The following is a 22079-nucleotide window of genomic DNA, read 5'->3' on the forward strand; positions in this document are numbered from 1 at the left end:
AAGGCCAACGTCATCGCCGAACAGGCTGCCGTCCTCCCCGCTTTCGGACCCGGCCTGCCGAGCCGAGGGAACTGACCCGCGGAGCACTCCTCCGCCGCGGCATATCCACGCCGCCTCGCACGTTCCCCTCTCGTGAGGCCCCTACGCGTTCGCGCGCCCCCACGCTCTCCGTCGCCTCGACACACCCCCAAGGATCATGACCTCCACCGCAGAACATCCACGGTCCGACCTCTCGACCCTCCGCGCGCTGGGGCGGCTGCTGCCGTTCGCGCGCCCTGTGCTGCCGCGCCTCATCCTCGGCGCGGTCAGCGCCCTGTTCGCGAGCCTGCTCGCCCTCACGATCCCGCTGATCCTCGAGGGCATCGTCGCGGGCCCGATCGCCTCCGGCGACATCCGCCAGATCATCTGGGGCTCTGCCCTCGTGCTGGCCCTGGGCCTCGGCGAGGCGCTCATGGTGTACCTGCGCCGCTGGTTCGTCCTCGGACCGGCCACCAAGGTCGAGTACGACCTGCGCACGACCTTCTATGCGCGCCTGCAGAGGCTGCCGGTCTCGTTCCACGACAAGTGGCAGTCCGGACAGCTGCTCAGCCGGATGATGCAGGACATCAGCATGCTGCGCCGCTGGATGGCCTTCGGCATCGTGCTGCTCGTCGTCAACGTGATCACGATCGTCGTCGGCTCCGCCCTGCTCTTCCAGTGGCACTGGCTGCTCGGCGCGATCTTCCTGGCGACCTCCGCTCCGCTCTGGTACGCCGGCTACCGCTTCGAGAAGACGTACGGCACGCTCGCGCGCCAGAGCCAGGACCAGGCCGGAGACCTCGCCACCTCCGTCGAGGAGAGCGTGCACGGCATCCGCGTCCTCAAGGCGTTCGGTCGCGGCAAGCACGCGCTCCAGAAGTTCACCCGTCAGGCGGAGACGCTCCGGCAGACGGAGCTGCGCAAGGCCGGCGCGGTCGGCCTGATCTGGTTCTGGCTCGTGCTGCTCCCCGACATCGCGTTCGCGCTGTGCCTCGGCGCCGGCATCTACCTCGTCCAGCTCGGGCAGCTGCAGACCGCGGAGCTGATCGCCTTCTTCGCGATGGCCACGGTCCTGCGCTGGCCGATGGAGTCGATCGGCTTCCTGTTCTCGTTCATGCTCGACGCCCGCACCGCGACGGACCGCATCTTCGAGGTGTTCGACGAGGAGAACACGATCGTCGATCCCGACAGCCCCGAGACCATCGTCCGGCCCCGTGGCGAGCTCGCCTTCGAAGGCGTGCACTTCCGCTACCCGGACGCCGCAGCCAAGGAGCGCGATCTGCTCGACGGCATCGACCTCGTGCTGCGCCCGGGCGAGACCATGGCGCTCGTCGGTCTCACCGGATCGGGCAAGACCACGCTCACCACGCTCCCCGCACGCCTCTACGACGTGACCGAGGGGCGCGTCACGGTGGACGGCATCGACATCCGCGATCTGGAGCTGTCCGAACTGCGCAGGCACGTCGGCATGGCGTTCGAGGATGCCACGCTGTTCTCCCAGACGGTGCGCGACAACGTCCTGCTCGGCCGCGAGGACCTCGAGCCGGGAAGCGCCGAGGCGGAGGCCGTCCTCCGTGAGGCGCTCCAGGTGGCGCAGGCCGCCTTCGTGGACGAGCTGCCCGACGGCGTCGACACCGTGATCGGCGAGGAGGGGCTCAGCCTCTCCGGCGGCCAGCGCCAGCGTCTCGCGCTCGCCCGCGCCGTGGCGGCGAGGCCCGCCGTGCTGGTGCTCGATGACCCCCTGTCCGCGCTCGACGTGGACACCGAGGCCCTCGTCGAGGACGCGCTGCGCGAGGTGCTGCACGAGACGACGGCCCTCGTCGTCGCGCACCGCCCGTCGACCGTGATGCTCGCCGACCGCGTGGCGCTGCTCGAAGCGGGCCGCATCACGGCGGTCGGACGCCACTCCGACCTGCTGCACGAGAGCGACCACTACCGACACGTGATCTCGAGCCTCGAGGTCGAAGAAGCCCGCCTGCGGGAGAGGGAGGTGAACCTGTGAGCACCACCACCGTCACCGGAACCAGCGGAGAAGACCGCTCCGACTACACGCGCCTCGAGAGCAAGGCCATCCGCAAGCGCTCGCTGCGCCTGCTCGGCTCGCTCATCACGCCCGTGCGCTCCCAGCTGGTGCTCGCCGCCGTGGTCATCGTCGTCTCGACGGCCTTCCGGGTGGCGGGCCCCGCGCTGATCGCCTACGGGCTCAACACCGCGCTTCCCGCCGTCATCGACGACATGAACTGGATGCCGACCATCCTGGTGGTGGCCGTCTACCTGATCACCGGGATCGCCGGCGCGGCGCTCATCGGCTGGTACGTCGTGGTCGCCGCGCGCCTGACGCAGATGGTGATGCTCGACCTGCGCAAGCGCATCTTCCTGCACACGCAGCGGCTGAGCCTCGAGTTCCATGAGTCCTACACGTCCGGCCGGATCATCTCGCGCCAGACGAGCGATCTCGACACGATCCGCGAGCTGCTCGACGGGGGCCTGAACGAGCTCGTCTCCGGCATCCTGTACGGCGCGTTCACGCTCGTCGCCCTATTCCTCATCGACTGGCAGTCCGGCCTGATCGTCGTGTTCATGGGCATCCCGCTGGCGCTGCTCATGCGCTGGTTCTACGTCCGCTCGCAGGTCGCCTACCGGGAGTCGCGGGTCATCAGCGCCAAGGTCATCGTGAAGTTCGTCGAGACGATGACGGGCATCCGCGCGGTCAAGGCGTTCCGCAAGGAAGTCCGCAACGATGACGAGTTCGGCGGTGTGGCCAGCGACTATCGCGACGTCAACATGCGGACGATCCGGCTCTTCGGCACGTTCGAACCGGGGCTCATCGCGATCTCCGCCGTGGCCGTCTCGCTGGTCCTCCTGTGGGGCGCGATCCGGGTCGTGGACGGAGCGCTGCTCATCGGAACGCTCCTCGCCGCCGTGATCTACGTGCGCAACTTCTTCTCGCCGCTGCAGGAGGTCGCGTTCTTCCTGAACTCGTACCAGTCCGCGACGGCGGCGCTCGAGAAGGTGTCGGGCGTGCTGGAGGAGGAGCTGACGGTTCCCGACCCCGCGAAGCCGGTCGACCTGTGGACCGCGCGCGGTCACGTCAGGTTCGAGGACGTGCGCTTCGGGTACTCGGACGACCGGATCATCCTGCCGGACTTCTCGCTCGACATCCCCGCCGGCCAGACGATCGCACTGGTCGGCACCACGGGCGCCGGGAAGTCGACGCTGGCGAAGCTGGTCTCGCGCTTCTACGACCCCACGAAGGGCCGCGTCACCCTCGACGACGTCGACCTGCGCTCGCTGCACCCGAAGGACCTGCGCCGCGCGATCGTGATGGTGACGCAGGAGGCCTACCTGTTCAGCGGCACGGTCGCCGACAACATCGCCTTCGGCAAGCCGGACGCGACGCTCGACGAGATCATCGCCGCTGCGCGCGCGGTCGGAGCGCACGAGTTCATCGAGGCGCTGCCCGACGGCTATGGCACCGACGTGAACAAGCGCGGCGGCCGGGTGTCGGCAGGTCAGCGCCAGCTGATCTCCTTCGCGCGGGCGTTCCTCGCCGACCCCGCCGTGCTGATCCTCGACGAGGCCACCGCCTCCCTCGACATCCCGAGCGAGCGGCAGATCCAGGACGCCCTGCAGACGCTGCTGGCCGACCGCACGGCGATCATCATCGCGCACCGCCTCTCGACGGTCGCGATCGCCGACCGCGTGCTGGTGATGGAGCACGGCCGCATCATCGAGGACGACACCCCGGAGGCCCTCATCGCGGGTACGGGCAAGTTCGCCCAGCTGCACGCCGCCTGGCGCGCGTCGCTGGTCTGACCCCTGAGACACCCCGCCGACGCGTCTCGCGTCGGCGGGGTGTCTCACGCGGGCGTCACGCTCCGAGCTGGGCAGACGCGAGACGCGCGTAGAGCCCGCCCGCGGCCATCAGCTCGGCGTGCGTGCCGGTCTGCACGACACGCCCACGCTCGACCACGACGATGAGATCCGCCCCGCGCACCGTGGACAGGCGATGCGCGACGATCAGCGTCGTGCGTCCGCGGCGAGCACGGTCGAGCGCCTCGGTGATCCGCGCCTCCGACTCGGCGTCCAGGGCGCTGGTGGCCTCGTCCAGCACCAGGATGCGGGGATCGCGGATGAGAGCGCGCGCGATCGCGAGGCGCTGGCGCTGTCCGCCGGAGAGCCGCGACCCGCGCTCCCCGACCAGGGTGTCCAGGCCGTCAGGCGAACCCGAGACGATGTCGAGGGCGTTCGCCTCGGCGAGGGCCGCGAAGACGTCGACATCGGTGACGTCGGTGGTGCCGTACGCGACGTTCTCGCGCACCGATCCAGCCAGCAGCACGGTCTCCTGCGGGACGATCGAGACGAATCTGCGCAGCGACCGCAGATCGAGTCCGGCGAGGTCGCGCCCGTCGACGCGCACGACGCCTGATGCCGGTCGGACGAATCCCAGCACGGCGTTCAGGATCGTCGACTTGCCCGAGCCGGACGGTCCGACGAACGCGACGGTCTGCCCTGCCGTGATCTCGAGGTCGATGCCGTCGAGGGCGGGGTGCTCATCGTCGGCGTACGTCACGACGACGCCGTCGAGGCTCACGTCGCCCCGGAGCCTCGTCACCTCGTCCTTGCCGCGGCTGTCCTCGATGTCGAGCTCCTCCGCGACCTCAGCGATCGACCGCATCGCGTCCATCCCGCGCGTGAAGATCGGCGCCGCATTCATCAGCATCACGATCGCGTTGGTCAGCATGCCGAAGTACGTGCTGAGCAGCACGACCTCGCCCGGCGTGATCGGGACGAGCCCCGTGATCGACAGGGTGGCGGCTCCGACGAGGCAGAGGAGCCCGAGCACCTGGTACGAGATCCACGACAGCGCGCCGAACCGTCCGTTGAGCACGTCGAGGTCTCTGCCCGCGCGGCGCACGGAATCGGCACGCTCGGCGACCCGTGCGGTCGCGACATCCTCGAGCCCGTGGCCACGGGTGATCGGCATCAGCGCCGCCATCTCGCTCACGCCCGCCGACAGGCGCTCGACCTCCAGCCGGAACACCTCGTTGCGCGTCGATGCGCGACGCCGGATGTAGACGATGAGGGAGGCTGCGACGGGGATCGCCACGGCGAACACCCCGACGAACAGCGGCACCGTGAACGCCGTCACCAGCAGCGCCCCGACGAGGGTCGACAACGCCGAGACGACCGTCGGGAAGACCTGGGCCAGCATGAGCTCCAGGTTCTCGACGTCGCGGACGATCTTGGTCTGCACCACGGAGGCGCTCTGCCGGTTGTGGAAGCCGAGCGACAGTCGCTGCAGCCGCGCGGCCAGCCCGGCACGGACCGTGTACGCGAGCGCGCGGTTCGCCGTGCTCGTCAGATGCACCACGATCATGTTGAACGGATAGTTGAGGGCGAGCACCGCGACCGCCACGAGTGCCCACCATCCCAGCTGCGAGACGGGTCCGCCCGCGACGACGAGGTCGATGATCGCGGCCGTGACCGGCGGCATCACCCACACCGCGCTGTCCTTCACCACGAACGCGCCGACCGCCAGGACCATGCCGACGCGATGCGGGCGCAGCATCCGCAGCAGCGAGCGCAGCGGCTGCGCGCGGCGGACGCTGCTCGTGAGGAGCGCCTCGGAGTCGACGAGCAGGATGCGGCCGGTCCGGGGGCCGGTCATCGCGCTGCCGCCGCCGTCTCGCGGATCACCGCGACGCCCCCTGCCGCGACCGTGAGGGAGGTGCGCACCTCCTGGCCGTGGACGAGTTCGACGCCCGTGGCATCGACGGTCGCGTCGGTGCCGCCGTGGTTGACGAGGAACAGCCAGGTCGCTCCGTCGCGCTCGCGGCGCACCGCCTCCACCCCGGGCACGACCGGCACGTCGGCGCGCACGCCGGCGTCGGCCACGACGGCGTCGACCAGGTCGCCGAGTCCTGCGTCGAGGTCTGCGGAGATGTACCACGCCGACCCGGCGCCGACCCGGCGCCTGGTCACCGCGGGCAGTCCGTCGAGCGGCCCGCCGCGGTAGGTGTCGATCACGTCCGCGTCGACGGCGCGCAGGCGCTCGGCCCAGTCGGCGGCGACCGCGCCGGACGCCAGAGCCATGCGCTCGCCGTCGAGCAGCGGGTGCAGCTCCTCGCCGAACACGCCGAGCAGCGTGCGGAACGCGCCGGGGTAGCCGCCCGTGCGCACGCGGTTCTCCGCATCGACGATGCCGGACAGATGCCCCACGACGATCGTCGCGCCGGCGGCGGCGGCGCCCGCGATCCGGTCGGCCGCATCGTCGTCGACGGCGTACATCCCCGGCACGACGAGCAGGCGGTACCCGGAGAGATCGGCGGTGGGGGAGACGACGTCCGGCACCAGGCCTCGGGCGGCGAGGGCCTCATGCCAGCGCCTGCCCGCGCGCTCCAGCGGATACCCGTTGAGCGGCTTCTGGCCCTCCTCCCATGCCCATTTGGCCGGGATGTCGGCGACGACCGCCACCGCCGACGGCGTGACGAGGCTCCCCGCCGTCTCGGAGATCCGCTCGAGGATGCCGCCGAGTGCGACGACCTCGCCCCACTGCCGCGTGCGGGTCCCGGCGTGCGGCACGAGGCCGGAATGGTACTGCTCGACGCCCGATGGCGACGCGCGCCACTGGAAGAACAGCGCGCCGTCCGAGCCGTGCGCGATGTGCTGGATGCTGTGACGCGTCATCTCGCCCGGTTCCTTCGGACGGTTGCGCGACTGCCAGTTGACCGCGCTCGGCGCGTGCTCCATCAGCAGCCAGGGCTTCGAGCGGTCGAGCCCGCGTGCGCGCGACGCGACGAAGGCGAGCTCGCGCTCCCTGTGCGGGTCGGCGGCCTGTGTGTAGTGGTCGATCGCGACGACGTCGAGCTCGGGCACCCAGTCGACGTAGTCCGCGACGCTCCCGCCGACGGTGAGCATCAGGTTCGTGGTGATCGGCGTGCGGACGCCGGCGTCGCGCAGGGTGCCGCGCTCCCGGCGGTACTGCGCGAGGAGCGCATCGGAGCTGAACCGGTCGAAGGCGAGCAGAAGCGAGGGACTCTGCCCCGACTCGCTCGCGAGCGGCGCGATGACATCGTCGAAGTCGCGGTAGCGGAGCCCCCAGACGGCCGTGCCCCATGCGCGGTTGAGCGCGTCGATCGTGCCGTACCGGGCCCGCAGCCACGCGCGGAACGCGGTGCTGGACTCCTCGCAGTAGCAGTGCCGATTGCCTCCGCCGAACTCGTTGCCCACGTGCCACATCTCCACCGCGGGGTGACGGCCGTAGCGCTCGCCGAGCCTGCGGGCCACCCGCGTCGAGTATCCGTGCCAGACCGGATGGCTCGCGCACCAGCCGAGCCGGCCACCCTGGTGGAACCGGACGCCCTGGCGATCCACGGGGATGATCTCAGGATGCCGCCGGTGCAGCCAGGTGGGGGGAGCAGCGGTGGGGGTCGCCAGGGCGATGCCGATGCCGGCGTGCGACAGCATCCCGATGACGTGGTCGAACCAGTCCCACTCCCAGACGTCGTCGTCGACCTCCAGGAACCCCCACGCGAAGACGCCGAGGGTGACCGTGGTGACGCGGGCCTCCTGCATGAGGCGGATGTCCTCCCGCCAGGTGTCCTCGTCCCATTGCTCGGGGTTGTAGTCGCCGCCGAAGAGCAGGCGCCGAGCCGTCATACGGTGCCCGCGTGCCGGACGTCGGCGGTCAGGGGGTGGGTGGGTGCGAGCTCGGCCAGGGCGACGGCGCCGTCGATCGCCGTGCCCAGGGGCGTGACGAGCTCGATGCCGGGACCGCTCAGCTCCTCCGCGAACGCGTCGCGCAGGAGTGCGGAGCCGAACACTCCGCCGACGGCGCACACCGCGAACGTCTCGTCGCGGTCGCGCACGCGGCCGATCGCCGTGCTGACGCTCGTCGCGAGCTCGTGCGCCGCCTCCGCGGTGATCCGCAGGGCGACCTCGTCGCCGTCGCTCGCGAGCGCGGCGACATCGGCGGCGAAGGCCGCGACGATCCGCACGCGGTCGTCGTCCGACTGGAGGGCGATGTAGGCCTGGGCGAGGTCAGGCCAGCGCTCTCGCACGACGTCGACGAGGCCCGTGGCGGGGCCGCGTCCGTCGTACGCCCGCATGCTCGCGTCGAGTGCCGCGCGGCCGATCCAGTAGCCGCTTCCGGCGTCGCCCATGATGTAGCCCCACCCGTCGACGCGTGCCACCGAGTGGAGTCCGACGGCGAGGGTGACGACGCCGGTTCCGGCGGCGACGACGGCGCCGCTGCGGCTGCCGAGCGCCCCGAGGAACGACGTGGTCGAGTCGTGCGCGAGCCGTGCGCCGCGGATGCCGGTGCCGCTCAGGAGCGACAGGAGTGCGCCCGCGTCCGAATCGCGCTCGGTCAGCCCCGAGATGCCTGCGGTCAGGAGCGTGGGAGAGCCGTGCGTGCGCTCGACGGCCTCGCGCACGACGTCGGCGAGCTGGGGGAGGAGCGGCTCGTGCGTGTCGATCCCCCGGAAGAGGAGGTCGTCGCGATGACCGGGGGTGTCGAGTCGGACCTTGATGGCCGTCTGTCCTGCATCGATGGCGAGGACGCTCCTGGGGCTCACGCGCGTTCCTTCCGGCTCATGGCGGCGTACGTCTCACGCAGGTACCGGCCCGCGGGTTTTCCATAGGGGCAGTAGTCGTCGTTCGAGAAGGCGTCGATCTCGTCGTACAGGCGCGGCGGCCAATCCCACAGGAAGAAGCCTTCCACCCACGGGCGTCGCGCGCACGCATCGAACATCGCCCGGTAGTAGGCGAGCTGCGCCTCGCCGGACGGTGCGCCGGCGAGCGTCCAGTCGTTCGGGCGCGCGGGCGATCCGACGCGCGACGGGCACCCCGCCTCGAGGAAGACGAACGGGCGACCGGATGCCGTCACCACCCGCTCGATGCGGTCGAGGTTCTCCTCCCAGGCGTCGATCGGGTAGTAGCCGCTGGAGGACACGACGTCGACCGCATCCCACCACGTGACGCGGTCCTCCTGGTACTTGTCGCAGTTGTAGGTGATCAGGCCCGAGTAGATCTCCCTGATGTCGCGGATGAGCGCGCGCCAGTGCTGCTCCTGACCGTCGGCGCGCACCATCTCGCACCCGATGCAGAGCATCTCGCACTGCTCGGCCTCGGCGATCCGGGCCGCGTGGAGGAGGAACGCGCGATACGACGCGAACCACTCCGTCCAGCTCGGCTCGCCCGGCACATCCCAGTCGAAGAAGCCGATGTGCGCTCGCCAAGTGCCGTCGGCGACGTTGACCACGGGCTTCAGGCACACCTTCATGCCGAGGGCGCGCGCCTCGCGGATCGCCCACACGATCTCGTCGTCGGTGACCGTCGGCTCACTGTCGTAGCCGATCTCGGTGGAGAAGGGGGTGGCCTGCAGGGCGGCGTACGAGATCGCGGTCCAGGTGACCGCGTGCTCGGCCATCGCCTGCATGGATGCTGCGGCCTCGGGGACGGCCCACGTGCCGCGCACGCCGGTCCAGCCCCAGGTCATTCCGCAGACCGGCCCCTCGAGCACGCTCACGCGCGCACCAGCTGGTTCGCGCTCCGCAGCACCCGCGGATCGGCGAGCGCGCGGGCGTCCAGCTCCCCGTCGTGGCGGACCAGGATGCGGGCGCTCTCTCCGGGGAGCAGAGTGATCAGCCCGTCCTCCGCGTGTGCCGACGGGTGCACCTTGTCGACCAGCAGGGTGACGTCGCGGGCGAGCGAGCGCGCCGTCACGGTCACCTCGGTGCCCCCGTCGACGCGTCGTGCCTCGAGCACGAGGTCCTGCGCGGGGAGCGCGGAATCCCGGGGCTCCGCGAAGAACCACAGGCCGCGCGCGCCCGGTGCCTCCGCGACGAGGAGCTGGGACTCGTCGCCTGTGCTCGTGGCCACGCCGCGATCGATCGGCACCACGAGCGAGCCGCGGGCCGGCACCGTCGCCTGGACGGTGATCCCTGCGAGCGCCTCTCCGGCGAACGAGAGCCTGCGCACCTGCACGGGGCCCGTCCACTCCTCATCGGTGTCGTTGCCGAGCACGACCGCGAGGGCGCCGTCACGCGGTTGGATCGTGACCACGCGCGCGGCGAACGAGTTCCGCAGGGCATGGAAGAGCGGCTTGGGCCGCTCGCCGCCGTCGATCGCGGCCCACGAGGTGACGGGCCAGCAGTCGTTGAGCTGCCAGACGATCGCCCCCATCGTGTGCGGTGCCCACGAGCGGAAATGATCGAGCGCCGCGCCGACCGCGAGCGCCTGGTTGAGCTGCATCGCCCAGTGCCAGGTCTCCATGTCGTCGGGCACGCGGAAGTGCGGAAGCAGCCCGTTCGTGAGCTTGACGTTCCCCTCCATGGCCTTCTGGTGCACGATCATCCCCGGGGACTCGGGCGTGAGGGGTGCGTCGTCGAGCGATCCGGTGAGCGTGGTCCACGACGGCGGCCCCTGCCACCCGAACTCCGCCACGAAGCGAGGGGTGTGCTCGCGGTACGTCGTCCAGTCGCGATCGTTCCACTGACGCCACAGGTGCACGGTGCCCGACCCGGGGTCGAGCGGGTGGGGTCCGGTCTGCGTGCCGCTGGGCGAATCAGCCGTCGGCGCCGGATCCCAGCCCATGCCGCTGCTGAACGGGCTCCCGGGGATGTACGGCACATGTGGAGCGAGCTCGCCGATCACGCGAGGGAACAGCTCGTAATAGTAGTGGGCTCCCCACGAGCGGCCGTCGAGGCGCTGCTTCCAGCCCCAGTCCTCGAATCCCTCGAGGGCCTCGTTGTTGCCGGTCAGCAGCACGAGCGACGGATGCGAGGCGAGCCGGACCACGTTCTCGCGCGCCTCCGCCTCGATCTCGGAGCGCAGCGGCTCCTCCTCCGGGTAGCCGGCGCACGCGAACAGGAAGTCCTGCCACGTCAGCAGCCCCAGCTCGTCCGCCAGGTCGTAGAAGTCCTCGGACTCGTAGAGGCCGCCGCCCCAGACCCGGATGAGGTTGAGGTTCGCGTCCAGCGCCTGCCGGAGCCGTCGCTCCACGCGGGCGCGGTCGACCCGCACGGGGAGCGCGTCATCCGGGATCCAGTTGACGCCCTTGACGAAGATCGGCTGGTCGTTCACCACCAGCGTGAAGGCGCTGCCCGCGGCATCCGCCGTGGTGTCCCACTCCACGGTGCGGAACCCGACCACCCGCTGCGCGGCGTCGACGGTCTCGTCGCCGTCGAGACGCACATCCACGACGTACCGGGGCTGCTCCCCGTATCCCGCCGGCCACCAGCGCTCGGCCGCGGCGAGCGCGAGGCGCACGTGCACGCGGTCGCCGTCGACCGGCGCCGCGGCGGCCGGTGGCGCGTCGGCGTCGAGTCCGGGGCCGGTCACCTGGAGCGACACCGACACCGGGAGGTCGGCGGCGTCCCGTTCGATCACGACGTCCGCCTCGACCGCGCCGCCGTCCCCCTCGGGGGCGGCCGTGATCCGCACCTCCGCCAGCCGTGCACCTGACCACGATTCGAGCCGCACGGGCTTCCAGATCCCGGTCGTGAAGGTCGCGATGCCCCAGTCCCAGCCGAAGTTGCATGCCGACTTCCGGATCGCCTCGTACGGCAGCGGGTACGGGCGGGGACGAGCGCCCAGTGCGACGCTCTGCAGGTTGGCGTACGGCACGGGAGCCCGGAAGGCGACCTCGAGGTGGTTGTCGCCGTCGACGAGCAGCGGGCCCACGTCGAAGCGGTACGAGCGGTGCTGATTCGCCGTCTCGCCGAGGAGCCGGCCGTTCAGCCGGATCGCCGCGACGGTGTCGAGGCCCTCGAACACGAGGTCCTGCCTGGTGTGGCCGTCCGGCGACCAGGCGAACGTGGTCTCGAAGGTCCAGTCCACGAGTCCGATCCAGGCGACGAGCGCCTCGTTGGCGCCCTGGTACGGATCGGGGATGAGCCCTGCGTCGAGCAGGTCGACGTGGATGCAGCCGGGAACCGCTGCCGGGAGCGTCTGCGCGCTGACCTCCGCCGGCGCGGGGCCCGAGGCGGCACGGGCCGTCCAGCCGTCGTGGATGGTGCGGGAGGAGAGGGATGTCATTTGACGGCTCCTGAGGTCAGGCCCTTGTAGATCCACCGCTGCAGCAGCAGGAAGGCGACGAGCGTCGGGATGATCACGACGATCGTGCCCGCTGCGATCACCTCCCACTGGGCGCCGAAGGGGCCCTTGAAGCGGAAGAGGGAGGTCGAGATGAGCCCCTCGGACGGCAGGTAGAGGAAGGGGGTGTAGAACTCGTTGTAGATCGCGATGCCCTTGATGATCACGACGGTCGCGATGGCGGGGCGCAGCAGCGGGAGGATGATCCGCCAGTAGATCGTCCAGCGGTTGGCGCCGTCGATCATGGCCGCCTCGTCGAGCGACACCGGGATTCCCTGCATGAACTGGATGAACAGGTAGATCGCGATGATGTCGGTTCCCATGAACAGCAGGATCAGCGCGGCCTTGGTGTCGTAGAGCCCCATGCCGTTGATGAGCTGGAACGTCGCGACCTGGCTCGTGACGCCCGGGATCAGCGTCGCGAGGAGGAAGAGGCCGAAGACGAGCTTCTTGCCGCGGAACGCGAAGCGGTCGAGCGCGTACGCGGCCATCGTGCCGAGGAAGATGGTGCCGACCAGCGACACCGCGAGCACGATGGTGGTGTTGACGAACCCCTCGAGCATCTTGCCGCTGGTGAACGCGGTGACGAAGTTGTCGAAGTTGAACCAGTCGGACGGGGGATCGAACGGGCCGGTCTCGGCGTACTCCGGCGCGGTCTTCAGGCTCGCGAACAGCAGGACGGACAGCGGCAGGAGCGTGACCACCGCGGCGAGGATCAGGCTCACGTACTTGGCGGTCGACGCGGTCATCGAGCCGAGGCGCTCGGTCAGCGACCTGCCTCGGGCGTCCGGACGGGCGGGTGCGGTGGCGGTCATGTCAGGTCGACCTTCTCGTCGGGGAACACCTTGCGCTGGATCCACGTGATCACCAGCACGATCGCCAGGAGCACGACGGCCATCGCCGAGGCGAGGCCGACCTGCCGGAAGCTGAATGCGGTCTGCAGGGTCTGGATCACGAAGGTCGCGGAGCCGTTGGCGCCGCCGGTCATGATGAACGGGATCTCGAACACCGAGAGCGATCCTGCGATGGCGAGGATGAAGGACAGGCCGATGATGCGGCGGATGCCAGGGAAGATGATCGCCCAGAACTGCTGCCACCGGTTCGCACCGTCGAGGTCGGCGGCTTCGTAGAGCTCATGCGGGATCGACTGGATCGCGCCGAGGAACAGGACGAAGTTCAGCCCCGTGTACCGCCACACCGACGTGCTCGCCAGCGACCAGTTCACGATGTCCGGATTGCCCAGCCACTGCGGCGGGTCGGCCACGCCGAACCACGCCAGTGCGGTGTCGAGGGTGCCGCCTGGCTGGAACAGGTAGAGGAAGACGAAGCCGACCGCGACCCCGTTGATGAGGTACGGGAAGAAGAGGATGCCGCGGAAGAGGTTCGAGAACCGGGTCGAGAAGCTCAGCAGTGCAGCGAAGTAGAGCGCGATCGCCATCTGGACGAAGGACGCGACGAAGTAGTACAGGCTCACCCAGAACACGCTGAAGACGCGCGGATCGGTGAACACCTGGACGTAGTTCTCGAACCCGACGAAGTGCTTCGTCAGGTCGATGCCGTCCCAGTCGGTGACGCTGTAGTAGAAGAGGTTCAGCGCGGGCCAGTACGTGAACAGCAGGAGCAGGGCCACCGCTCCGGAGAGGAAGAGCCACGGGGTCAGCTTCTGCAGGAGGGTGCGTCCCGCCGTCCCGCGTGCGCCGCCGGCGCCGGCGGGCGCGCGGCCGAAGCCACGCGCCCGCCGGGACCGAGCGGGTGCAGACAGGACCGCAGGGGCATCCGCGGGCGCGGAGCCAGGTGCTGCGATCGCCATCATGATGATCCTTCCCGGTCAGCCTGCGAGCTTGTCGACCGAGGCGCCCCAGCGCTCGTTCAGCTCGGCGAAGTAGCTGTCCTTGTCGCCGTCGGCGGCGCCGCGGGCGATGTCGACGAGCTTCTGGCGGTAGATCGGGCCGTAGAGGTCGATCTGCGAGTCGTCGGCGACCTGGTTGATGAGGCCCTCCTTGCCCGCGGGGGCCGGGTTGATCTCCATGAGCTCGACGCCGGCGTCGGTGAAGCCCGCGAGGTTCGGCGGCAGCTCCTTGTCGATGAGCGGCGAGATCATGCCCTGCGCCTCGGTGTAGCCGGATTCGGACACGACCCACTGGATCCACGCCCATGCGGCGGCCTTCGCCTTGGAGTGCTTGCTCACCGCGAGGTTGTAGTCGCCGCCGATGACGGCGTACTGGGTGCCGTCCACGTTGGCCGGGAAGGCCATGTATCCGATGTCGTCGGCGGAGGCGCCGTTGTCGTCCGCAGCGGCCTGCATCTGCGAGATCGCCCACGAGCCGAGCGTCATCGCGGCGATCTTGCCGGTGCCGAGATCGACCTTCGACTGCTCCCAGTTGGTGGTCAGCGGGTCGTCCTCGGTGAGGCCGGCGGCGACGGAGTCGTACAGGAGCGAGTCGATCGCGTACACGTCCGAGCCCTCGGTCCACGGCGCCTTGTCCTCGGCCATGGTGATCGGAGCATCGGGGTCGTCGGTGACGACGCCGAGGTTGCCGAAGCTCTGCGTCAGCGGCCAGCCGTCCTTGTAGTTCGTGTACAGCGGGATGGCGTCGGTGTTGTCCTTCACCTTCTGGAGGGCATCGAGCCACTCGTCCTCGTTCGTGGGTGTGGCCGAGACGCCGGCCTCTTCGAAGACCTTCTTGTTGTAGACGACGCCGTTCGCGTTGCCGCCGAAGGCGATGCCGTACTGCGTGCCGTCGAAGCTCGCCGCGGGGAGGAACCGGTAGGTGTCCTCGAAGTCGGCCGTCTTGCCGAGCGGCTCGAGGAACTGCTCGTACTGGTCGGGCTTGATGGCGGGGATGCCGATGACGTCGCCGTAGTTCGTCGTCGACATGCGGGTGAGCATCTCGCCCGCATAGTCGGTGATGCCCTCGAACGTGACGTTCACATCGGGGTACTTCTTGTTGAATTCCGCTGCGTACTTGTCGAACGTCCCGTCCTCGACCAGGTCGGTGCGCCACGTCACGACCTTGATGTCGCCCTTCACCTCGCCGTCGATCGCGTTGTCCGCGTCGCCACCGCCGCCGCCCCCGCTCGAGCAGCCCGCGAGGGCCACGCCGGCGACGGTCAGCAGCGCGATGGCTGCGAGTGGTTTGCGTGCCATGTTCGTTCTCCTTGTCAGGTTCACCCTTGAAACCGATCACGCGCCCGGCCTGCTTCTTCGAGGGGGCCCGCGCGGCCCACGGTAGACCGCCGTGCAGGCATTGGCAAGGGGTCGATGTCAACGCTGTCTCTGTCTGTCTAGCGAGGCACGTGGCGGAGAGAAATGGCGCTGATCTGGGATAAAGCAGACGCCTTCTGCTCGTATGACGTGCTGGATGTCTGGTAAATGTCTATCGTCGTCATTGCGGTCGGATCCTGCTAGGGTGACTTCCACAGGAGGGCCGATGACGGTTCAACAGCGCGCGACGCTCGACGATGTGGCACGACTCGCCGGGGTCAGCTCGAAGACGGTCTCGCGGGTGTTCACGCAGCGCGAGCTCGTGTCGCCGCTCACGGTCGAGCGCGTCCTGACGGCCGCGAAGCGGCTGCGGTTCCGCCCCAACACGCTCGCCCAGGGCCTGCGTCGCGGCGGCGGCACGAAGACCCTCGGCTTCATCATGGGTGAGCTCAGCAACCCCTTCTACTACAAGGTCGCCGCCGGCCTCGAGAAGGAGTTGGCCCTGAACGGGTACAGCCTCGTCGTCGCGACCACCGACGACACCGAGGAGGGCGAAGGCCGGGTCGCCGACGCCCTGCTGTCGCAGCGCGTCGGCGCGCTGCTGCTCATCCCGGTGAGCGAGGACCAGTCGTACCTGGAGGGGGAGCGGCAGCTGGGCACGCCGATCATCGCGATCGACCGGCCGGCCCGCAACCTCGCCGCCGACTCGATCGTGCTCGACAACCGCTTCGCGGTGCTCGAGGCGACCCGGCGGCTCGTCCGGCTCGGGCACCGCCGGATCGCCTATGTCTGCAACCCGGTCTCGGTGTACACGCAGTCCGAGCGGCTCGCCGGCTACCGGCAGGCCATGGCGGAGGCCGGCATCACCGACACCGCGCCGTGGGAGCTGCTGCGTGATGACCTCTCGCTGCCCGCGATCGACATGATGCGCGAGCTGATGGCGCGCGACGAGCAGCCGACCGCGATCGTCACGGGCAACAACCGGATGACGATCGGCGCCCTGCAGGCGCTGCGCGAACTGGGCGACGGCGACCGGACGGCCCTCATCGGCTTCGACGACTTCGACACGGCCGACATCCTGGGCGTCTCGGTCATCTCCTACGACCCGCTCGAGCTCGGCCGACGTGCTGCCCGGCTCGCCATCGAGCGCATCGCCGACCCTGCCGGATTCGTCCAGCTCATCACCCTGCCCACGTGGATCATCGAACGTGGCACCGGCGAGCGCCCGCCCCCCGTCGAAGGAGACGCATGACCGCCGACCACCTCGCGATCGACGCCCACGGCATCGCGCTCGTCCTCGAAGTGCCCACGACCGGTCTCCCGTGCATCCTGCACTGGGGACCCTCGCTCGGTGCGGTGTCCGCTGACGACCTCGCGCTGCTCGCTGCGGGGGTCCGTCGCCAGGCGGCGCCGGGCACGCTCGATGCGGCATGGCAGATATCGATCCTGCCTGCCGAGTCCGACGGCTGGACCGGGCGGCCTGGCCTGCAGGTGCGCACGGCCGACGGGCTGCACCGGCCTCGCTGGCAGACCTCGTCTGCGCGTGCCGCCGCTGACACGGTGGTCATCGAGGCGGTGGACACGGCATCCGCCCTCACGCTCCGCTGGGCGGCGGCGATCGAGACAGGCGGCGTCGTGTGGGTGGACGTCGAGCTCCGCAACGGCGACGGCCCGCCGGTGGAGCTCGAGTGGCTGGAGCCGACGCTTCCGGTTCCCACCGGCGTCACGCATCTGACGACGTTCGACGGTCGGTGGACCCGCGAGAAGCGCCCGGTCACGACGCCGGTTCCGGCCGGCGCGGTGGCGCGTCAGTCCCGGCGGGGTCGTCCGGGCCATGACGCCCCGACGGCTGCGCTGCTCACGATCGGCGAGCCTCGGTGGACCGCCGGCGAGGTCTGGGGGACGCACCTCGCCTGGTCGTCGGACGCGACCTACCGCACCGATCGGGTCACGGACTCGTCGACCCTCGTCGGGGCAGGCGAGCTGCTCCGCCCCGGCGAGATCGTCCTCCAGCCCGGCGAGACCTATCGGGCGCCGCGCGCGGCGTTCGTCTGGAGCGCCGAGGGCCTGGACGGCTTCGCGCAGCGCGTGCACGCCTGGCTGCGGGTGCGGCCGCAGCATCCCTCGTCGCCGCGTCCGCTGACACTGAACACGTGGGAGGCCGTGTACTTCGATCACGATCCCGCACGTCTCCTGGCGCTCGCCGATACCGCTGCGACGGTCGGGATCGAGCGGTTCGTCCTCGATGACGGGTGGTTCCAGGGGCGCCGCGACGACTCGACGAGCCTGGGCGACTGGGTCGTGGACCGCACCGTGTGGCCGGACGGGCTCGAGCCGCTCGCCGACCGGGTGCACGCGCTCGGCATGCAGTTCGGACTGTGGTTCGAGCCGGAGATGGTGAGCCTCGACTCCGATCTCGCGCGAGCTCATCCGGAGTGGCTCCTGCACGATGCCGGCCACCTCTCGCACGATCCGTCGCTGTCGTGGCGCGGACAGTACGTCCTGAACCTCGCGCATCCCGACGCGTACGCCCATGTGCGCGACCAGATGTCGGAGCTGATCGCCGCGCTCGGCATCGACTTCATCAAGTGGGACCACAACCGCGACCTCGTCGACAGCGTGCACGACGGGCGTCCGGGCGTGCACGCGCAGATGCTCGCGACGTACCGCCTGATCCGCGAGCTCAAGGTCGGGCACCCCGGACTCGAGATCGAGTCCTGCTCGAGCGGCGGCGCACGCACCGATCTCGGAATCCTCGAGGTCACCGATCGCGTGTGGGCGAGCGACTCGAACGATCCGGTCGAGCGTCAGGACATCCAGCGCTGGACCGGCCTGCTGCTGCCGCCCGAGCTGGTCGGCGCCCACGTCGGTCCGGCCGAGTCGCACAGCTCAGGGCGCACGACCGACCTCTCCTACCGGATGGCCACGAGCCTGCTGGGCTCCGCGGGGTTCGAATGCGACATCCAGGCCTTCTCCGACGACGAGCGCGAGACCGCAGGTCGGTTCGCGGCCCTCTACCGGGAGCTGCGGCCGATCATCCACAGGGGAGCGGTCTCCCATCCGGAGCTGCGCGACCCCGCCTGGCGCGTCACGATGTTCACCGCGCCGGATGCCGCCGAGGCGGTCGTCGTGGCCGCGACGGTACGCAGTCTCGAGGACGCCCGCGCCGAGCGGCTGCGGCTGCCCGGCGTGGACAGGTCGCGGCGGTATCGCGTGCGGGTCCGCGACGAGATCGGTGCGGCGCGGAGCGCGTCGTGGGTGACGCCGGAGTGGTTCTCAGACGGCGGGATCGAGCTGCCAGGGTCCGTGCTCGCCGACGTCGGGCTGCAGCTGCCCGCGCTCTGGCCCGCGCAGGCGTTCGTGCTGCACGCGACGGCGGTCTAGCCGACGCGCGCCGCGAGGAACGCGGCCTGCTCGGCCCACTGGTACGCCTGGCCGCCCTCGTGCTCGTTGTGGCCGTAGACCTCGATCGACCGGTCGGCTGCGGCGTAGTGGTTGAACGCCGCGAAGACCGTGGACGGGGGGCAGACCGGGTCCATCAGGCCGGCCGAGAACAGCGCGGGCGCCTGGGCGCGCTTCGCGTGGTTCACACCGTCGAAGTACGAGAGGGTCTCGAAGACGCGATCCTCCGCGCGACGATGCACCGAGAGGTAGCGCACGACCTCCTGGTACGGATCGCTGTCGGTGAAGCCCACGGCCCGCTCGAAATGGCACAGGAACGGCACGTCGGGCAGGGCCGCGACGAGACCGGTCGACAGACCCGCGGCGGCGATCGCGATCCCGCCGCCCTGGCTGCCGCCGCACACGGCGACGCGGTCCGCGTCGACCATCGGCAGCGACCGCACCGCGTCGACGGCGCGCACCGCGTCGGTGTACACGCGTCGGTAGTAGTACTCCTCCGGCGCGTCGATGCCGCGGGTCATGAAACCGGGGAACGACGGGCCCGTGCCGTGCGGATCAGCGGTGGCCCCGCCGCTTCCCCACGCGCTGCCCTGGCCGCGCGTGTCCATGAACAGGTGCGCGTAGCCGGAAGCCACCCAGCCGAGGCGCTCGAAGGGAAGGCCGCGCCCGCCGCCGTAGCCGTTGAACTCGACTACCGCGGGGAGGGGGCCGTCGGCGCCGGCCGGGACCAGCAGCCATGCCTTCACGGATTCGCCCCCGAAACCGGGGAACGTGACGTCGTAGGCGTCGGCGAGGGTGAGCGGGGTCGCGACGGGCTCGACGACCACGTCGCCTCCTGCGGCGCGCGACTCCGCGAGGGTCGCCGACCAGAAGTCGTCGAAGTCCGCGGGCTCGCGCACGGCGGGGCGGTAGTCGCGGAGCTCGGGTAGCGGCAGGTCGAAGCGGGGCACGCTGTCACGATACCCGGTCGCCCGCTCCGGTGATTTGTCTTGACGTCAAGATACTTTTCGAGCCGTGCACTAGGCTGGCAGAGACTGAACGGAGACGACACAGGTGACCGACTCGACCATCATCTACACCCACACCGACGAGGCACCGGCTCTGGCCACCGCCTCGTTCCTGCCGATCGTGCAGGCCTACACAGGTCAGGCGGGCTTGGCTGTCGAGACCCGTGACATCTCGCTGGCAGGCCGCGTGCTCGCGGCGTTCCCGCAGCGGCTCACGCCCGAGCAGCAGGTCGGCGACGCGCTCGCCGAGCTCGGCGGACTCGCGACGCTGCCCGAGGCGAACATCATCAAGCTGCCGAACATCTCGGCGTCCATCCCGCAGCTGAAGGCCGCGATCGCTGAACTGCAGGCGCAGGGCTACGACATCCCGGACTACCCGGATGAGGCCACGACGCTCGAGGACAAGGACATCCGCGCCCGGTACGACCGCATCAAGGGCTCCGCGGTCAACCCCGTGCTCCGCGAGGGCAACAGCGACCGTCGCGCGCCGCTCTCGGTCAAGAACTACGCACGCAAGCACCCGCACCGCAACAAGCCGTTCGCCGCCGGCTCGAAGACGCACGTCGCGACGATGGGTCACGACGACTTCAAGAGCAACGAGAAGTCGTGGGTCGCTGCCCACGACGACGTGCTCACCATCCGTCACGTCACCGCCGACGGCACCGAGACGGTGCTCAAGGAGGGCCTCAAGGTCCTCCCGCGCGAGATCATCGATGCGACGTTCCTGTCCGCATCCGCTCTCGACGCCTTCCTCGCCGCCACGCTCGACGAGGCGAAGAACGACGACGTGCTCTACTCGGTGCACCTCAAGGCCACGATGATGAAGGTCAGCGACCCGATCATCTTCGGCCACGTCGTGAAGGCGTTCTTCGCGGACGTGTTCGCCCGCTACGGCGACCGCATCGCGGCGGCCGGCCTCACGCCGAACAACGGCCTCGGCTCGATCCTCGCCGGGCTCGGCGAGGTCGAGGGCGGCGACGAGATCGCCGCCGCGTTCACCTCGGCGCTCGCGGCCGGCCCGCGCCTGTCGTACGTCAACTCCGACAAGGGCATCACGAACCTGCACGTGCCCTCCGACGTGATCGTCGACGCGTCGATGCCCGCGCTCGTCCGCAACGGCGGCAAGCTGTGGGGCGTCGACGGCGGCGAGGCCGACACGATCGCGGTCATCCCCGACTCGTCCTATGCCGGCGTCTACCAGGCCGTCATCGACGACGTCATCGCCAACGGCCCGCTCGACCCCGCCACGATCGGCACGGTGCCGAACGTCGGCCTCATGGCGCAGGCGGCTGAGGAGTACGGCAGCCACGACAAGACGTTCGAGATCGCCGCGGACGGCGTCGTGCAGATCGTCGACGGCGACGGACAGGTCGTCATCGAGCACGACGTCCAGGCGGGAGACATCTGGCGCGCCACGCAGACGAAGTACATCGCCGTCGTCGACTGGGTCCGTCTCGCGGTCGGCCGCGCACGCGCGACCGGCTCGCCCGCGGTCTTCTGGCTCGATGTGAACCGCTCGCACGACGCGCAGATCATCGCGAAGGTGTACCAGGCGCTCGCGACGATCGACACCCAGGGCATCGAGATCTCGATCCTCTCGCCCGCCGAGGCGACCCGGTACACGCTCGCGCGCATGCGCCACGGCCTCGACACGATCTCGGTCACCGGCAACGTGCTGCGCGACTACCTCACCGACCTGTTCCCGATCCTCGAGGTCGGCACCAGCGCCAAGATGCTCTCGATCGTCCCGCTGCTGGCCGGCGGCGGTCTGTTCGAGACGGGCGCAGGTGGGTCGGCCCCCAAGCACGTGCAGCAGCTCGTCGAGGAGGACTACCTCCGGTGGGACTCGCTCGGCGAGTTCTTCGCCCTGGCCGCCTCGCTCGAGCACCTCGCGGTGACGACGGGCAACGCCCGTGCCCAGGTGCTCGCGGACACGCTGGACGCCGCCACCGGCACCTTCCTGGAGGAGGACAAGTCGCCCGGCCGTGCGCTCGGCACGATCGACAACCGCGGGAGCCACTTCTACCTCGCCCTGTACTGGGCGAAGGAGCTGGCCGCGCAGACGTCCGACGCCGAGCTGGCGGGCATCTTCGCGCCGGTCGCCGAGTCGCTCGCGTCGCAGGAGGAGCAGATCGTCGCCGAGCTCAACGCCGTACAGGGCTCGCCGGTCGACATCGGCGGCTACTACCGCCCCGACGAGGCCAAGGTCGAGGCGGTCATGCGTCCGTCCACGACGCTCAACCAGATCGTCGACGGCCTGCGCTAGTCGCCGGGCCGGCCGCCGGGCTCACCCTCGTTCGCCTGTCGCACTCTGCCGCTCGACGCGCAGATGGCGACAGGCGAAGCGG

Annotated in this window: 14 protein-coding genes; 5 read left to right on the forward strand and 9 right to left on the reverse strand. The window is 70.1% G+C overall.

Features of this window, described 5'->3' with window-relative positions; all coding sequences use genetic code 11:
• Positions 1 to 196 precede the first annotated feature (196 nt).
• Complete coding sequence (locus Microterr_RS02890) at positions 197 to 2020, forward strand: ABC transporter ATP-binding protein (RefSeq protein ID WP_263796238.1); 1824 nt, start codon at positions 197 to 199, stop codon at positions 2018 to 2020.
• Positions 2017 to 3834: an ABC transporter ATP-binding protein gene (locus Microterr_RS02895; protein WP_263796237.1), complete on the forward strand. Its 1818-nt coding sequence runs from the start codon at positions 2017 to 2019 to the stop codon at positions 3832 to 3834. Before Microterr_RS02890 ends, Microterr_RS02895 begins: the two co-directional genes overlap by 4 nt.
• A gap of 55 nt (positions 3835 to 3889) precedes the next feature.
• Here Microterr_RS02895 and Microterr_RS02900 read toward each other — a convergent pair whose 3' ends face one another.
• From Microterr_RS02900 to Microterr_RS02935, 8 genes are read right to left on the reverse strand one after another with little or no spacing between them, the layout of a single operon-like run.
• Positions 3890 to 5689: an ABC transporter ATP-binding protein gene (locus tag Microterr_RS02900; protein WP_263796236.1), complete on the reverse strand. Its 1800-nt coding sequence runs from the start codon at positions 5687 to 5689 to the stop codon at positions 3890 to 3892.
• The gene (locus tag Microterr_RS02905; RefSeq protein ID WP_263796235.1) at positions 5686 to 7680 is read right to left on the reverse strand and encodes a beta-galactosidase; all 1995 of its coding nucleotides are present in this window, start codon (positions 7678 to 7680) and stop codon (positions 5686 to 5688) included. Before Microterr_RS02905 ends, Microterr_RS02900 begins: the two co-directional genes overlap by 4 nt.
• Positions 7677 to 8597 carry an N-acetylglucosamine kinase gene (locus Microterr_RS02910; protein ID WP_263796234.1) on the reverse strand — a complete coding sequence of 307 codons (921 nt, stop codon included), beginning with the start codon at positions 8595 to 8597 and terminating at the stop codon, positions 7677 to 7679. Before Microterr_RS02910 ends, Microterr_RS02905 begins: the two co-directional genes overlap by 4 nt.
• Positions 8594 to 9550 (reverse strand): glycoside hydrolase family 113, encoded by a 957-nt coding sequence (locus Microterr_RS02915; protein WP_404810169.1) that lies wholly within the window; start codon positions 9548 to 9550, stop codon positions 8594 to 8596. Before Microterr_RS02915 ends, Microterr_RS02910 begins: the two co-directional genes overlap by 4 nt.
• Positions 9547 to 12060 (reverse strand): glycoside hydrolase family 2 protein, encoded by a 2514-nt coding sequence (locus Microterr_RS02920; protein ID WP_263796233.1) that lies wholly within the window; start codon positions 12058 to 12060, stop codon positions 9547 to 9549. The genes Microterr_RS02915 and Microterr_RS02920 overlap by 4 nt, the downstream gene beginning before the upstream one ends.
• A complete protein-coding gene (locus Microterr_RS02925; protein WP_263796232.1) occupies positions 12057 to 12932 on the reverse strand; it encodes a carbohydrate ABC transporter permease in 876 nt (291 codons plus the stop codon). The genes Microterr_RS02920 and Microterr_RS02925 overlap by 4 nt, the downstream gene beginning before the upstream one ends.
• Positions 12929 to 13927, reverse strand: a complete 999-nt coding sequence (locus Microterr_RS02930; RefSeq protein WP_263796231.1) for a carbohydrate ABC transporter permease — start codon at positions 13925 to 13927, stop codon at positions 12929 to 12931. Before Microterr_RS02930 ends, Microterr_RS02925 begins: the two co-directional genes overlap by 4 nt.
• A gap of 18 nt (positions 13928 to 13945) precedes the next feature.
• Positions 13946 to 15265 (reverse strand): ABC transporter substrate-binding protein, encoded by a 1320-nt coding sequence (locus tag Microterr_RS02935; RefSeq protein WP_263796230.1) that lies wholly within the window; start codon positions 15263 to 15265, stop codon positions 13946 to 13948.
• Positions 15266 to 15548: 283 nt separating this feature from the next.
• On the opposite strand from Microterr_RS02935, the gene Microterr_RS02940 reads away from it, so the two are divergent.
• Together Microterr_RS02940 and Microterr_RS02945 are read left to right on the forward strand one after the other, a co-directional pair.
• Positions 15549 to 16574, forward strand: a complete 1026-nt coding sequence (locus Microterr_RS02940; RefSeq protein ID WP_263796229.1) for a LacI family DNA-binding transcriptional regulator — start codon at positions 15549 to 15551, stop codon at positions 16572 to 16574.
• Positions 16571 to 18706 carry an alpha-galactosidase gene (locus Microterr_RS02945; protein WP_263796228.1) on the forward strand — a complete coding sequence of 712 codons (2136 nt, stop codon included), beginning with the start codon at positions 16571 to 16573 and terminating at the stop codon, positions 18704 to 18706. Before Microterr_RS02940 ends, Microterr_RS02945 begins: the two co-directional genes overlap by 4 nt.
• Here Microterr_RS02945 and Microterr_RS02950 read toward each other — a convergent pair.
• Complete coding sequence (locus Microterr_RS02950; RefSeq protein WP_263796227.1) at positions 18703 to 19674, reverse strand: acetylxylan esterase; 972 nt, start codon at positions 19672 to 19674, stop codon at positions 18703 to 18705. The genes Microterr_RS02945 and Microterr_RS02950 overlap by 4 nt on opposite strands.
• Before the next feature lie 103 nt (positions 19675 to 19777).
• Between Microterr_RS02950 and Microterr_RS02955 the strand changes: the two genes are divergently transcribed.
• Positions 19778 to 21997, forward strand: coding sequence for an NADP-dependent isocitrate dehydrogenase (locus tag Microterr_RS02955; RefSeq protein ID WP_263796226.1), 2220 nt, complete (start codon positions 19778 to 19780; stop codon positions 21995 to 21997).
• Positions 21998 to 22079: the final 82 nt, after the last annotated feature.

Source organism: Microbacterium terricola (genome assembly GCF_027943945.1).
GTDB classification, from domain to species: Bacteria; Actinomycetota; Actinomycetes; order Actinomycetales; family Microbacteriaceae; genus Microbacterium; species Microbacterium terricola.

Excerpts from the sequence above, each read along its gene's own strand:
- Microterr_RS02940 (WP_263796229.1), top strand. The coding sequence starts at position 15,549 with ATGACGGTTCAACAGCGCGCGACGCTCGACGATGTGGCACGACTCGCC.
- Microterr_RS02930 (WP_263796231.1), bottom strand. The coding sequence starts at position 13,927 with ATGGCGATCGCAGCACCTGGCTCCGCGCCCGCGGATGCCCCTGCGGTC.
- Microterr_RS02945 (WP_263796228.1), top strand. The coding sequence starts at position 16,571 with ATGACCGCCGACCACCTCGCGATCGACGCCCACGGCATCGCGCTCGTC.
- Microterr_RS02935 (WP_263796230.1), bottom strand. The coding sequence starts at position 15,265 with ATGGCACGCAAACCACTCGCAGCCATCGCGCTGCTGACCGTCGCCGGC.
- Microterr_RS02920 (WP_263796233.1), bottom strand. The coding sequence starts at position 12,060 with ATGACATCCCTCTCCTCCCGCACCATCCACGACGGCTGGACGGCCCGT.
- Microterr_RS02900 (WP_263796236.1), bottom strand. The coding sequence starts at position 5,689 with ATGACCGGCCCCCGGACCGGCCGCATCCTGCTCGTCGACTCCGAGGCG.
- Microterr_RS02890 (WP_263796238.1), top strand. The coding sequence starts at position 197 with ATGACCTCCACCGCAGAACATCCACGGTCCGACCTCTCGACCCTCCGC.
- Microterr_RS02905 (WP_263796235.1), bottom strand. The coding sequence starts at position 7,680 with ATGACGGCTCGGCGCCTGCTCTTCGGCGGCGACTACAACCCCGAGCAA.
- Microterr_RS02925 (WP_263796232.1), bottom strand. The coding sequence starts at position 12,932 with ATGACCGCCACCGCACCCGCCCGTCCGGACGCCCGAGGCAGGTCGCTG.